General features: G+C 39.4%; 18 protein-coding genes. 4 read left to right on the top strand and 14 right to left on the bottom strand.

Translation table 11 applies throughout. The annotated features are described in order from the left end of the window. Positions 1-372: 372 nt before the first annotated feature. From ADA55_RS11810 to ADA55_RS11785, 7 genes are all read right to left on the bottom strand, one after another. A complete protein-coding gene (locus ADA55_RS11810; RefSeq protein ID WP_053087394.1) occupies positions 373-915 on the bottom strand; it encodes a hypothetical protein in 543 nt (180 codons plus the stop codon). Between the two features lie 80 nt (positions 916-995). After that, on the bottom strand, positions 996-1,151 hold the full coding sequence (locus tag ADA55_RS29335; protein ID WP_153246121.1) for a hypothetical protein: 156 nt from the start codon (positions 1,149-1,151) through the stop codon (positions 996-998). A 151-nt stretch (positions 1,152-1,302) separates the two neighbouring features. Continuing rightward, positions 1,303-2,256 carry an ABC transporter permease gene (locus ADA55_RS11805; protein WP_048683935.1) on the bottom strand — a complete coding sequence of 318 codons (954 nt, stop codon included), beginning with the start codon at positions 2,254-2,256 and terminating at the stop codon, positions 1,303-1,305. Next, positions 2,256-3,188, bottom strand: a complete 933-nt coding sequence (locus ADA55_RS11800) for an ABC transporter ATP-binding protein (protein ID WP_048683932.1) — start codon at positions 3,186-3,188, stop codon at positions 2,256-2,258. The genes ADA55_RS11805 and ADA55_RS11800 overlap by 1 nt, the downstream gene beginning before the upstream one ends. Before the next feature lie 146 nt (positions 3,189-3,334). Further along, complete coding sequence (locus tag ADA55_RS11795) at positions 3,335-3,577, bottom strand: hypothetical protein (protein ID WP_048683929.1); 243 nt, start codon at positions 3,575-3,577, stop codon at positions 3,335-3,337. A gap of 18 nt (positions 3,578-3,595) precedes the next feature. Continuing rightward, entirely contained in the window at positions 3,596-4,120 is a 525-nt protein-coding gene (locus ADA55_RS11790) for a GNAT family N-acetyltransferase (RefSeq protein ID WP_048683924.1), read from the bottom strand. A gap of 113 nt (positions 4,121-4,233) precedes the next feature. Then, complete coding sequence (locus tag ADA55_RS11785) at positions 4,234-4,887, bottom strand: HAD family hydrolase (protein WP_048683920.1); 654 nt, start codon at positions 4,885-4,887, stop codon at positions 4,234-4,236. Positions 4,888-5,177: 290 nt separating this feature from the next. Between ADA55_RS11785 and ADA55_RS31150 the strand changes: the two genes are divergently transcribed. Then, a complete protein-coding gene (locus tag ADA55_RS31150; protein ID WP_048683918.1) occupies positions 5,178-5,975 on the top strand; it encodes a peptidoglycan-binding protein in 798 nt (265 codons plus the stop codon). Between the two features lie 93 nt (positions 5,976-6,068). On the opposite strand, the gene ADA55_RS11775 is transcribed toward ADA55_RS31150, so the two are convergent. Together ADA55_RS11775 and ADA55_RS11770 are read right to left on the bottom strand one after the other, a co-directional pair. After that, positions 6,069-6,602 carry a GNAT family N-acetyltransferase gene (locus ADA55_RS11775; RefSeq protein ID WP_048683912.1) on the bottom strand — a complete coding sequence of 178 codons (534 nt, stop codon included), beginning with the start codon at positions 6,600-6,602 and terminating at the stop codon, positions 6,069-6,071. An 11-nt stretch (positions 6,603-6,613) separates the two neighbouring features. Further along, the gene (locus ADA55_RS11770) at positions 6,614-7,618 is read right to left on the bottom strand and encodes a phosphotransferase enzyme family protein (protein WP_048683910.1); all 1,005 of its coding nucleotides are present in this window, start codon (positions 7,616-7,618) and stop codon (positions 6,614-6,616) included. Between the two features lie 263 nt (positions 7,619-7,881). On the opposite strand from ADA55_RS11770, the gene mntA reads away from it, so the two are divergent. Beyond that, positions 7,882-8,289 (top strand): type VII toxin-antitoxin system MntA family adenylyltransferase antitoxin, encoded by a 408-nt coding sequence (gene mntA, locus ADA55_RS11765; protein ID WP_048683908.1) that lies wholly within the window; start codon positions 7,882-7,884, stop codon positions 8,287-8,289. Further along, entirely contained in the window at positions 8,279-8,683 is a 405-nt protein-coding gene (gene hepT, locus ADA55_RS11760; RefSeq protein ID WP_048683905.1) for a type VII toxin-antitoxin system HepT family RNase toxin, read from the top strand. Before mntA ends, hepT begins: the two co-directional genes overlap by 11 nt. A gap of 112 nt (positions 8,684-8,795) precedes the next feature. Here hepT and ADA55_RS11755 read toward each other — a convergent pair whose 3' ends face one another. The 3 genes from ADA55_RS11755 to ADA55_RS11745 form a co-directional block, all read right to left on the bottom strand. Continuing rightward, positions 8,796-8,993, bottom strand: a complete 198-nt coding sequence (locus tag ADA55_RS11755; RefSeq protein ID WP_048683902.1) for a hypothetical protein — start codon at positions 8,991-8,993, stop codon at positions 8,796-8,798. Positions 8,994-9,056: 63 nt separating this feature from the next. Continuing rightward, on the bottom strand, positions 9,057-9,320 hold the full coding sequence (locus ADA55_RS11750; RefSeq protein WP_048683899.1) for a hypothetical protein: 264 nt from the start codon (positions 9,318-9,320) through the stop codon (positions 9,057-9,059). Positions 9,321-9,961: 641 nt separating this feature from the next. After that, entirely contained in the window at positions 9,962-10,396 is a 435-nt protein-coding gene (locus tag ADA55_RS11745; RefSeq protein WP_048683896.1) for a GNAT family N-acetyltransferase, read from the bottom strand. 169 nt (positions 10,397-10,565) lie between these two features. On the opposite strand from ADA55_RS11745, the gene ADA55_RS11740 reads away from it, so the two are divergent. After that, the gene (locus ADA55_RS11740) at positions 10,566-11,432 is read left to right on the top strand and encodes an SDR family oxidoreductase (RefSeq protein ID WP_048683893.1); all 867 of its coding nucleotides are present in this window, start codon (positions 10,566-10,568) and stop codon (positions 11,430-11,432) included. A gap of 52 nt (positions 11,433-11,484) precedes the next feature. Here the strand turns inward: ADA55_RS11740 and ADA55_RS11735 are convergent, their stop codons facing one another. Both ADA55_RS11735 and ADA55_RS11730 read right to left on the bottom strand, forming a co-directional pair. After that, complete coding sequence (locus ADA55_RS11735) at positions 11,485-11,904, bottom strand: VOC family protein (protein WP_105718865.1); 420 nt, start codon at positions 11,902-11,904, stop codon at positions 11,485-11,487. A 26-nt stretch (positions 11,905-11,930) separates the two neighbouring features. Beyond that, the gene (locus ADA55_RS11730) at positions 11,931-12,830 is read right to left on the bottom strand and encodes a DMT family transporter (protein WP_048683890.1); all 900 of its coding nucleotides are present in this window, start codon (positions 12,828-12,830) and stop codon (positions 11,931-11,933) included. Positions 12,831-13,406: the final 576 nt, after the last annotated feature.

Genomic DNA, 13,406 nt, shown 5'->3' with positions numbered 1-13,406 from the left:
CTTACCAGGTATGCAAAATTATTGGAAATAAACGATAAATTCGGAAGAACTTTTCAATTTTCAATCAATATGGAGATTCGCATGACTAACTTTAGAGTGGGGGTTTGAGGGGATTAACACATTCGATTTCTATAATAGTAATCTCCTGAAAGAGTTCTGATGTCTTATGAACGATGAAGTTTTTTTAATCGCCTAATGCAAAAACAAAAACGACACTTCATCTGAGAAGTATCGCTCCTTTAATATAGAGAATGGATATAACATTGTATCGTACGTTCCCCTGATGTATAGATCGAATTTCCAACACGTTGCCGAATTTCTGTGCGTGTTAACCAAAGTAAACCGATAATCGGGGACACTGGTGAAAAATCATTAAATCACATCTGCATCATCCAATCGGATTTCTGCGACCCTTCCACCTGGTACACACCAGAATTCCAAGGTAATATTTCGTTTATGGTCAATGTATCCGATAATATCGGCTCCCTGTTCATAACTTTTATAATAATGATCTCCGTACTTCGAAAGGACGTCCGCTTTCTTACTTCCTAATTTAATGCCTTTGCTTGTTTGAAGGGTGTTTTCAAATTGGGCGTCGTCCGTACTTGAAATGATCAACCGCATGATTTTCCCTTTATCCTCGTCTGTATTGATAGAGGCCGTTTTCAACCCTCCCTTCCAATAATAATAATCATAAGCCTTATTATTATCTTGATCGATGGGCTCTCCATATTCCCTGATGAATTCTGGACTCGATATGTTATCAAACACTTTAAATCCTCCGATGGATTCATCAGACAAATCTGTTGATTTTGTCAATTTTTGAGAGAATGCCGAGTACACATAGAGCCCTAACAATATTCCAATAATTGTAAATATAATGACTAACTTTCGTTTATAATGCATTTTCCCCATCTTTAAATCTGCTCCATCTCTATCAGATTATTTCTGCGAAGTCCGCAATTAACTAGTGTATTGTTCATATGTACATGGAGCTACTGACTGGCAAACAGGTAGGAACTGATCCCCATTACGAGCCCTCCGCCTATCCCGATCACTACGCCAGCAACTGTCCATTGTGATATCATCATGCCCATTGGAAATAAAGAAAATCCTATAATTCCAATTACTAGAACCTTGTTTTTATTCATTTTACACCCCTATACCCAACTGAATATCCTCATATTATCTTATACGGATAATTATGGATAAAGGTTTCATTTTATGCCAGATTCCAAGCAGCAACATTCCTTTTGCATAAAAAAACCGAAATCAGCCACTGATTTCGGTTTTTCGCTCTATTTAATTAGTGATATCTTTTTTCTGGAAGAAGAAGAAAGTTAGCGCTAAAAAGATAAGATAATAGATTCCGAGTACACCCATCGAGAATCCAAGTGTAGCTCCATCGAACATGTCTATGGTTCCGGATATATAGCCCCTTAAATCGAGATGGGGGAATAGGACGAATTTTAACCACTCGTATTTTCCGATGAATGATTGAATGACCATATTTAATGTCGAAGAGGCAAATAGGATGAAAATGGATATACCTACTGCTAGTGCTTGGTTCTTAAATAATGTGCTTAACATGAAAGCGATGGTCGTGATGACCAGGAATCCTGGTATCCAGTAAATGATCATGTCCACGAAATATTCGCCGACTACCACCGGACTGAATTCGAAAGATGCAGGATCCATGATTTTGTCTGAATACGAACCATTGCCAAAGAATATGATTCCGATTAGATAACTGAATAGAAGCAGGCTCGCAAGTAGTAACGCTGCAAATAACAAGGAAGTAATATATTTGGAAAGAAGGATCTTCCAACGTTTATAAGGCCTGATCAACAGTTGTTTAATGGTGCCATCGGAAAATTCCGAGGAAACGAGCGAGCTGCAAACAATAACGACGAATAAAGTGACAAATGATGTTAATGATGTAGTCCATTCAGCCATATAGGTCCAATTCGTGTTTAAGTCAGGGTTTATATTATCAGCCAACAGTTGCTTGTTGTAATTAATGTCCTCCGTGATGGCGGCTTTTTCTTCTTCACTGATTTCCTTAGCTTCCAAAGCCTTTTCCTGTTCTTGGATATCGGCGTTTAACTCTTGCTTCCAATCTTTATCCGTTTCGTCAGGACTTAGTTTATAATCGATGACCGCAGCCCCTAATGCTGCCAATAATAGAAAAGCGATGAATATATAAGTTGATACTTTTGAAAAGATTTTCATCCATTCATTTTTTACTAAGGACATCATACAGACTCCCTCATTTCCTGCTCAGTGATTTCGAAGAATTTATCTTCCAGCGATTTTCTGGTTATGCCAATTTCAAAGACATCCAGATCATTTGCATTAAAACTCCTGTTTATATCGGCCGTTTGTTCTCGGGTGGCCGATACGGAGATTTTCTTCGCACCATTTTTTAGGATCGTGATATCCGCAAACTTTTCTTGAAGGATTTTTTTAGCTAGCTTCCCATCACTGACGGTGAATGACACTTCATTGATCGTTTCGGTTTTTTCATCAACAATATGTTCTTTCGTATGAATCAGTTTTCCCTTTTCGATAACCGCAAAACTATCACACATCAATTGCATTTCCGATAGTAAATGGGATGAAATCAATATCCCGACGCCTTCACTTGCCAGTACTTTCAAATAATCACGAAACTCGCGAATCCCTTGCGGATCCAAGCCATTCGTCGGTTCATCAAAAATCAATAATGATGGTTTATGTAAAATGGCCTGTGCCACGCCAAGGCGCTGGCGCATTCCCAATGAATAGGTTTTAACCTTCTTATCGATGGCATGATCCAGTTTTACAAGCTTAATGACCTCTTCTATTCTCTCATTGGATATGTAATTGGATGACATCCGGGCATAATGCAGGATATTCTTTCTGCCTGTCATATATTTATAGAACTCCGGATTTTCAACAATGGCCCCCAATTCATTCATCGCACCTTCGAAATCATGATCGAGGTCACTGCCATTGATCATGACCGTACCGCCCGTACGATTGATGAGCCCTGTGATCATACGGATGATCGTGGTCTTCCCAGCACCATTCGGACCAAGTAAACCAAATATTTCATTGCTTTTTATTTCAAAGCTAACATTGTCTACGATGGTTGCTTTTCCAATTTTTTTAGTTAAGGATTGAACCTTAAGAACCGCTTCAGACATATAATACCTTCCTTTTTTATGAATTTCCAAAATCACACAAATTCAACATTACCATATTATGCATATTATTACTATACTGATATTCTTCTAATTATACGATTACGTAAGGAGAAAGTTTCAGGATTATTTTATTTGATAAGGAAAATTCACCATAATTTATACAATATATAGGAAAATCCGATAGAAATGGCCAGACCCAATGCAAATAGAAGGATTTTTCTAATAATGGAAGGTAAGAGCTTATATATCATCATTACAATTACATCGATGAAATTCGTAGGTACTCCGGAGCCGAACTCTTTGATTTCTTTCTTTTTGCCAAATAGGGCGAACCACATTATAAAAAGACCGCATAAAATAAAAATGATGGAAAAAATCTTATATCCCATTGAATGTCACCCGTTTCCTCATAGGCTAAACGATATTGTTATTATTATCTTAACTTTCAATTTCAAAATGAATTCTTCAACCTCTTTGCCTCTTGCATGTGAATATCCTTTGTCCTCATCGAATCTTTCAAACCCGCATTTTTCCAGCACCCGGATGGATGCAAGGTTATCCTTGGCTGCACGGGCATAAACAGGGCGGACTTCTATTTTCGGCAAAAAATGGAGCAATGCACATGTAGCGATTCCTTTACCCCAAAATTGCTTCCCGATCCAATAACTCACTTCCGGGTTACCAAACTGTTCAAACTTGAGAATGCTGCCTGCCACACACCCGTTGCAGAGTATGGTCATTTTTTGAATATCCCGGTTCGATAAGATGTTCTTCCAGTGTGTCAAAAAAGCCGCCTTGTCTGATGGATCCTTAGAAGTGAAAGCAGCCATATAGTTTGCGTCAGGATCCAATTGCTGCTCGAAAAGGATAGGAAGATCACTCTCCTTGACCTCCCGCAGCCGGACTCCTTCGTCATTCGTTTGCAATCCCATAAACAAATCCCCCACACCAGAATATAACATTCATTAAAACCAGAAAAACCGAAGACTCTGCCATCTTCGGCGCGGTTTCATTCTTTCATCTTACTATAATTACCGTTGAACTGTTATTGCTCAATATGCTTGATAACGTCAGACAAGCTCTTATCCGCCATGGATCGGAGGCGTAAATGATAGTTTTCAAAAGCTAAAGCGTCCGTCACGGGATTTGGTACGATCACACACTTTAACCCAGCAGACAGGGCCGCTTGAAGCCCATTTAACGAATCTTCAAATGCTACGGCTTCTGCACGCTGAATGCCTAAGACTTCAATTGCCTTTACATACAAATCAGGCGCTGGTTTAACTTTCTCGACATCATCCCCTGTGATGATAATTTCAAAATAGTGTAACAGTCCGAGTTCCCCCAAATGATGAGTGACCCACTCTTTTGTCGAGCTTGAAGCGAGGGCGATTTTATATCCATTTCTCTTTGCTTCTTCTAGATAATCCTTCACACCTTCACGTGCCTGTGCTGTTTTCATCTTTACTTCATGGAGGCTTTTTGCTCTGGATTCAATTTCTTCAATATTACACCTTTCCCCCAGCTGATCTTTGAAGTACTGATTTAGCTCAGTGTTATCGGTTCCGATACATGTAACAAAATGTTCGAGAGGCAAATCAGATTTATAAAAAGCCATCGTTTCTCTATAGGCCTCATACCAAACCGTTTCCGTGTCTAAAATTAAGCCATCAAAGTCGAAAATAACTGCCTTAATCATATGATTTCCTCCTTTAATCTTACAATAGAAATTCTATTAACTTAAACGTACATGAATGAATGCCCCTGTTCAACCAAACGATTCCGTTAGTTTCATATGAAACTTGATTTTTTCCCATAATTCGACAATTGATAAGGATATGGTAACCCGATCTCTGCCTCATTTCTTTTCTTTCTGTTACATGTTTTAACAATTACTTAGTGCCTTCGCGGTGTTTTTCCTTAACTGCGCCTAAAAGAGTGATAATTTAACGAATAGTTTAATTGCAGGAAACAACGAGGAGGATAAACATGAAGAAAATCTTATTAACGATCCTAACGGCTTCTGTATTCATTCTAGGAGTTTGCATGCCAACTAAAGGCGAAGCCGCAGCTTTGGATCGCACACTTTCATTTGGAATGAGTAATAGTGATGTTAAAGAATTACAAGAATTATTACTGACAAAAGGGGTTTTTCCCTATCATGAAGCAACAGGTTACTACGGACCGATTACAAAGGAATCCGTAAAGAAGTTTCAGGAAAAATCAGGGCTGAAAGTCGATGGAATATCAGGAACACAAACGAATAAGAAAATACAGACACTGAAAAGCGGGGATATGGGAAGACCTGTAGCTGAACTGCAAAGGCTATTGAAAGCCTGGGATGTTTACTCATCAACGGTCGATGGCATTTATGGAACAGGTACAAAACAAGCAGTCATGAACTTTCAAAAGCAAAAGGGATTATCCGCTGACGGCATAGCCGGTGCACGGACCTTCAGTAAATTAGAAGAAAGAGCCAGTTCAGCAAGCTCAGCCGTTAAAGAACTGACGGTTACAAGTACAGCTTATACAGCAAGCTGCGAAGGATGTTCAGGCACTACAAGAATGGGTGTCGATTTAGAAAAATATGATGATGCCAAACTGATAGCAGTCGATCCGAACGTGATTCCGCTAGGCTCCATCGTGGAAGTCGAAGGCTATGGACAAGCCATCGCTGCAGACACGGGCGGTGCGATCAAAGGAAACAGAATCGATGTATTCATCGCGAAAGAAGCGGATGCTCTAACGTGGGGAAGAAAGCAAGTGAAGGTAAGAGTAATTAGATAATGCATGACATAAATATCGATTTACTATAAAAATAGATACATAACCAAACCGCAAAGAGCATGTAATGTATCCATTCATGCTCTTTCGGTCTGATCAAACCATTTTGTACATGATAATATCATCGATGTATTCACTTTCGCTCATCTTGAATTCTTTGATTTTACGGCCTTCTTCAACAAACCCCAGCCGTTTATACAATGATATTGCCCGATGATTCGTTGAAAAAACCCCTAAACTCACCTTTTCAATCAACGGATTGGCTTCTGCCCAATCCAATAACGCCTCAATAAGCTCTTTTCCAATTCCCATCCCTCTGAAATTTTTTCTGATCATCACCCCAAATGAGCCCTTGTGGAACATTCTCTTCCTATTTTCCGATTGGAAGGCTATCCATCCAACCACTTCTTCATCCATTTCGGCCACGATGATGGTTTCCCGTTCATTTTCCAATAACCTTCGTATCCAATCTCGTTGCTGTTCAGGTGTTTTATTGAATTCCTCCGATACGGCAATAAAATACTCACCTTCGGAAATAACGGAATTCTGTACATCCAAAACCGCTTCCGCATCTTCCAATACACCAGTCCGGATCATATATGCAAGCCGATTATTTTTCATTCCTGGCATTCCAATCCCCCTTAATGAACCATGTTCGGATCGAAGTGAACAATAGTCCGGCCTTCCATGATTCTTTGTTCGATTTTTTGAACGGTGTTGGATAATGAACGATCAGCATTCTTCAAATCATACTTTTTATGAAAAAAGTTATATAACGTTAAATCCCTTAGCTTTAAAAATAGAGGAATCGTTTCGTATTCCACAGGTGCCAGGATATTTTCCGTCTCATACCCTTTTATGAATTCCCTCATGAACTTGGCAGCATATTCATCGAGCCCTTTTATCCCTTCACGTTCCAAACTCCACATCAGATAGTACAGAGGGATCGCCAAATCGCTGGCAAACCAGTGATATGAACAGTCATCAAAGTCAAAAACATGAATCCGCCCCTCATGATAATGGAAATTGCCATTATGTATATCAGAATGAATCAAGCCAAAATTATCTTGATGAACGGAAAGTGCATTTAAATGCTTGTTGATTATTTCTTGTTGGCGGATCACTTGCTCCGGTACATCGGATTGATAAAGCTGGACATTCAATAATTCCTCTTCAAACCAATCCAGCCGTTTATATTTCGCTTCGGGCTTATAGCTTTTTGTTTGTTTATGCATTTGGCCAATGGTTCTTCCCCATTCAAAAAATAAAGGTCCATCGAAATTTTCATCAGTGACTTTCATCCTAACACCAGGAGCTTTTTCAAACAGGCAACAATAAAATTCCGTACCATCCGAGCCCTTTACAATTTCAACTAAATTCTTTTCTTTCGAAAAGAGAACTTTAGGAATTTCACTCCCATTATTCTGTAAATGCTCAATCCACTTTAACTCTGCAAGCACTTGATCTTTTGTACGATGTGATTGATGGGTCATTCTTAAGATATATGGCGTTCCATCCCTGTAAACCTCAAATACGTAGTTCTCTGCATCTCCAAGTTTAACCGAATTCCCAGCATTCACTTGAAAGAAATCCCCAGCCAATTTCACCAATTCATTAGAAAAAATTCGTTCTACCGCTGCTTCCATGATCTTCACTCCCATTGCCAACATTATTAATGAAAACGATTTATACTATGCTTTATACGATACTAAGATGCCATTTCCCTTTATTTGTATATTATTGTTTTTTATAACTCTTTGGACCTTGCTCCCTTCCCTAAAGCAAAGCTCGCTCTTTTAGCCAATCCATCCTAAAATGAATCCATATTTTTCATAGGATTCTTTGTGGCCAGTACAAAGGAAAACTATTTTTGGTATACTATTCGTATAATCATTAGGGAGCGTGTCTTATGAAAACAGAGATGTTTCAAAGTATCCAAAAGTTCCTAATAGACAAAATTGACCCTTCCTTTATCATCGTGTTTGGTTCTTACGCAAAAAACACTACACATAGGGAAAGTGACATAGATGTGGCGTTCTACAGTCAAGATTCATCACATACTACCTATGAGTTATTTTTATTGGCCCAGGATCTGGCAGATATCCTTAACATAGATGTGGACCTGATTAATCTAAGGACCGCATCAACCGTTTTTCAGGCACAAATTTACACAACCGGTATTGTGATTTATTCAAAAGACGACACACTCCTAAAAAACCAACAAATGATTGCTCTTAGCATGTACGCTAAATTGAATGAGGAACGTAAAATCATCTTTAAAAAAATAGGGGAAAGTGGGTCCATTTATGGAGAATGATGTAATTCTGAACAAGATCAGTATAATCGAGCGTTGCATGAACCGCGTTAAGGTTGTATTTGCAAATAATCCAGAAAACCTAAAGGACTATACGAAACAAGATTCCATAATCCTTAATATACAACGTGCATGCGAATCCTCGATTGACTTGGCCATGCATATTGTAGCTGACCAAAGACTTGGGCTGCCTCAGTCAAGCAGGGATGCTTTTGATATGCTGAAGGATCATTCGGTTATTGATGAAGATATAGCCAGGCGTTTAAAAGCTATGGTAGGATTTAGAAACATTGCTGTACATGATTACCAAAACATTAATTTAGACATTTTAGAACAAATCGTAGTGAATCATCTCAGTGATTTCACTGCTTTCACAAAACAAATCCTGAAGTTCTAAGGCTATTTCATCCCTCTTCTTATGAAGCGGCATCCGGATGAAAGAGGTTTCCAACGAAAAGCACCTACACTCTCATAATTCAAAAAAAAACGCCCTATAGGGCGTCCAAAAATCAAGTTTCCTTTTCTTCTTCATTCGCTATTTTATTGAACTTCAAGATCGTTTCTTCGATTACCGGATTATTGAATTCCTCTTGGATGGCTGATTGTACAAATTTATCCTCATCACCATTCATTTCATCCCAAGCATTAACTCTGTAATCTGGATCCCGACGATTTGATTTACCGTTTTGTTCCTCATTATTTGACAACTATCTTCACCTCTTAACCATAGTGGAGTTCGAACCATTCATAAGCAGAAAGAATATATCTTTTCAATAATCATCCTTGATTGAAATGGGTGAACCCGTTGAGGTATGTTGATTGACCCAGTCGAGCGATACTTTTGAAACGGCATCCCATTCAGGTATTTGGGCTTTATGTTGTTCCACCCAGCTCATGCAATATTGCGGGTCAATATTGCTTTCTTGAGATTTTGCCAAAAATGACTGAATTGTGGTTTCCGTACAATTTTCCCATGATCCACATGTATCCTGCCAAATATGTTCCATTTTCATTTGGATATTTTCATTAGCCATTGGGTTTCCTCCTTAATTAAATGTTACTTATTGATATCTTCATTAAGTATGTCCAAGGCTAAATAAATCATTACAAAAATTTGGGTTTTTCATTGAAAGAATGAATTTACAGTCGTAAAAATGATGAATAAACTGATTACGATAAACCAAAATCCGCCAAAACCAATAACTGCTTACGAAAGGAAAATCATTGCCTTCTTCAATCTCCTTTACACCTTTATACAGCCAATTGTATTGAAACAAACCAGTTTTGGAGCATTTCCAGTAAGTTTCGGGCTATTATGCGTGAATTGGGGCATATACTCGTGAATTTTTCACGCTTTTATTTGTCGAATCGGCGTTTACTCGTGCGTTTTTCACGCTTTTATTTGTCGAATCGGCGTTTTACTCGTGCGTTTTAGCCATTTACTCGTGAGTTTCAGCGATTTACTCGTGAGTTTAGCCGATTTACTCGTGAGTTTCAGCGATTTACTCGTGAGTTTCACGCTTTTACTCGTGAGTTTATTTTGTATTGATCTTTTCTTACTAAAAATGTTTATAATCCGATACACATAGTGGACAATGCGTCTTACATCCCCTCCGTTTTGCCATATAATGAAAAAAAAGCTGAATGCTCAGCTTTTTTACATCGCCTCTTCCACTCACAGCGTTTTTCTAAATGAGTAGCACCATTTATCATAATCTAATTTCTCTTCATAGAAACGGTGGGCTTCGTTTCGCTGGATCCCTGATTCCAAGGCAACATATGCAGCTCCGTTTTCTTTTGCCCAGTTATGAATATAACTTAATAACTTCTCTCCATATCCAAATGAGCGGTGTGCAGAATCTGTTACAAGGTCATAAATGAATACATGACGTTTATTATAAAAGTTGACTCTCCAGCTTAAGCCGGCCAAGGATACAACTTGGTTATCCTTATATAAAGCATACAGACAGTACCCGTCTTTCCTCATTTCTTCCAGTAACTCCAGATATGTTTTTTGTGTTAAGTCCGTACGCAACTGATTCATGATTGGAAAGGCTTCTAACCATTGTTCTTTATTTGTTAATTCTTGTATCGTTTCTATCGAATTCACGTTAACACCCCTGAAAGTTTTATAAAAATGTAATTCAACTTGGAACGCCGTATTTCCTTCCTTACCGAATTGCTTCGAGTAATCGTTTCAGAAGTAATCAGATGTTTAACCGAACATGCTAACGGCTAAAGTATGACTAAATCAATAGTTTAAGAGGAGGAGATTTTCTTTGAATATTTATGAACAGCAAAAAAACGGACAGCCCGGACAAACACAGGACAGACAGCCTGGCATCGAGTCTGAGATGAATCCACTTCCGATTCAGCCAAAGGATTACATAGGAAGCGGTAAGCTAAAAGACCGCGTTGCCTTGATTACGGGCGGAGATAGCGGGATCGGACGTGCGGTCGCCATTGCTTACGCAAAGGAAGGCGCCCATGTGGTCGTGAACTATTTTGATGAGCATGGTGATGCCGAAGAAACGAAGCAGCTGATTGAAGCGGAAGGCGTTCGCTGCCTCTTGCTTCCAAGTGACGTTTCCGTGGAGGCGAATTGTAAGGAATTGATTACGAAGACGCTGGACGAGTTCGGAAAGCTGGACATCCTCGTAAATAATGCAGCGGTGCAATTCCCGACGGAAAACATTGAGGATATCACGGACGAGCAATGGGACAAAACGTTCCGCACCAATATTTATTCAGTATTTTACATGAGCAAGCACGCGGTTCCTCATATGAAACAAGGCAACTCGGTCATCAACACAACATCGATCAATCCGTACAGAGGACATGCAACTTTGATGGATTATACAGCGACAAAAGGGGCAATCGTCGGATTCACACGGAGCCTTGCACAGAATGTGGCTAAAAAAGGGATCCGCGTCAATATGGTGGCACCAGGACCGATTTGGACTCCGCTCATCCCGGCGACGTTCGACGAACAATCCGTTGCCGAGTTCGGCACCGAGGCACCGCTTGGCCGTCCTGGGCAGCCGGCAGATCATGCAGGCGCCTATGTGCTGCTAGCATCTGATGAAGGTGCTTATATAACAGGACAGTGCATTCACATCAATGGCGGGATCACCATGTCCTCATAAACCCAAAACGACCGAAAAGCATGGTGCTTTTCGGTCGTTTCCTTTGTGAAATTTAATTTCCTATGCCAGGCGAATTCATCAATACAATTCTCCAACCATCCGGATCCTCAATGGTAACACCTGATTTTTCCCAATATGGATTCTCCGGAGAAACCGGTTCATAGCCCATACCTTTCAACCTATTCGTGATTTCCTCAATGGTTTTACGTTCAGGAATATAAAAGACAAGCAGATTATCTTTTGATGGGGCAGGACAAGGACTGCCATCTTTATGTTGAGTAAACTCTAAATGATAGCTGGAATCCGGAAGCCCGATCATGATGCCGTCATATCCCTCGTGCCCTTCGAAAGAACCGATTTTTTTCAATCCTAATCCTTCACAATAGAAGCTTACTACTTTTTTTAGTTGATCAGTAGGACGTGCAACCCGGATCTGCGCTACTTTCATTTCAGTTGGCCATTTACTTTCCATTGTCCCATCCCTCTCTGTAAATCGAATTACATTTCTTCTTTCAAATTACTTTTACCAATATTCATGCCAAAGCCTAATGCAATCGCCGCACCTAAACAACTGAAAAGACAGCCAGCTCCCAAGAAAATGGTTGGATCTGATTCACCAATCATCACTGAAGCTATACCTCCAATTGCCGGAAAAAGGGCAACCATGTATCCACTTTTCGCCCCGCCTATCTTTTCTACAAGCTTGAGGTAGAAAAGCCAAGCTCCAAAGGAAGCGAATATAGTTAAATAGAACAAAGCAGATAAATATGTAATGGATGTCGGTATAGTGACTGCTTGTCCTTGGATGAACACAATGGCCGCCAAAAGAATTCCTCCTGCTGCAAATCCAAGTACATTGGCATAGATTGGGTTCACTTTCTCCCTGGCATTTCTAGCAGAGCTTGCATCGCCCAATGCAGTGAGGATGGTACCAAGAACAGCCATCATGATGCCCTTTATATCATCGAATCCATGAATATCATGTAAACTCGGATAAATAACAATACAAACAGCCAGCACACCAATTATCCCGCCAAGTAAGATACGTGAATGCAATGGTTCCTTCAAAAAAACACGAAGGGCAATGGGCGTTAAAATGACTTTCAATGAAAAAATTAACGTAACCATTGCTGCTGAACTTAAGATAGTGGCGTAATAAAGGCATAAATAGCTTAAAGCAAAATTACAAATTCCAAACACAATAATGAATGGAACATCCTTTTTCTTAGGTTTTCCTTTAGGTCTAAGCATGCACAATAGAATGAAAAATAGGATGGCCGTCAAACCTAAACGATAGGTTAAAGATAATTCTAAACTCACAGGTGTACCTTGAATCTTAACGGCAATAAAATTAAGTCCCCATACTAATAAACAAAATATGTACATAAAGTTAGTCATAATGACATGACCAATTTGCGATATTGCCCACTTTCTATCAGTTTATGAACCTCGTCGTAACTGATTTTCCCATCCATAATTAAACCGCCTTCTATTAAAAATCACTTATGTAGTAATAAAGTAAATATTACCAATCCAAAGGGCATTGTCAATATATAAAACTACATTTCGAAAAGCCCTCCAGTTAATTTGGAAAGCTTTTCATTGGTAAACGACTATTAGCACAAACTCGGTAATTGAGTTTCGAAAACATTCCAGTTGATTTCAGAAATCCAATAAAGGAGTACAGGAAAAAAAACTTAGTCTTAAACATATTCGGTGTGTGATCAGCCTACAGTTTTTTCAAGAAGACGTTCCAGTCGATTTCAGAAATCCGCTCCCTTTCCGCCGACTGTCTGCCAAGCCTCCGCGGCACAAGCGCCTGTGGGGTCTCGGCTAGCCAGTTTTTCGGCAGGAGTGTCGCCAATAAGGAGTACAGGAAAAAAACTTAAAGGACCTAGTCTTATTCATAATTCGGTGTGTGATAAGCCTATAGTTTCTTCAAGAAAACTTCAGCTGCTTTCAGGAAATCCGCTC

Source organism: Bacillus sp. 220_BSPC, from assembly GCF_001054655.1.
Taxonomy (GTDB): domain Bacteria; phylum Bacillota; class Bacilli; order Bacillales; family DSM-1321; genus Peribacillus; species Peribacillus frigoritolerans.
This window is presented reverse-complemented; position numbering and strand designations above follow the sequence as displayed.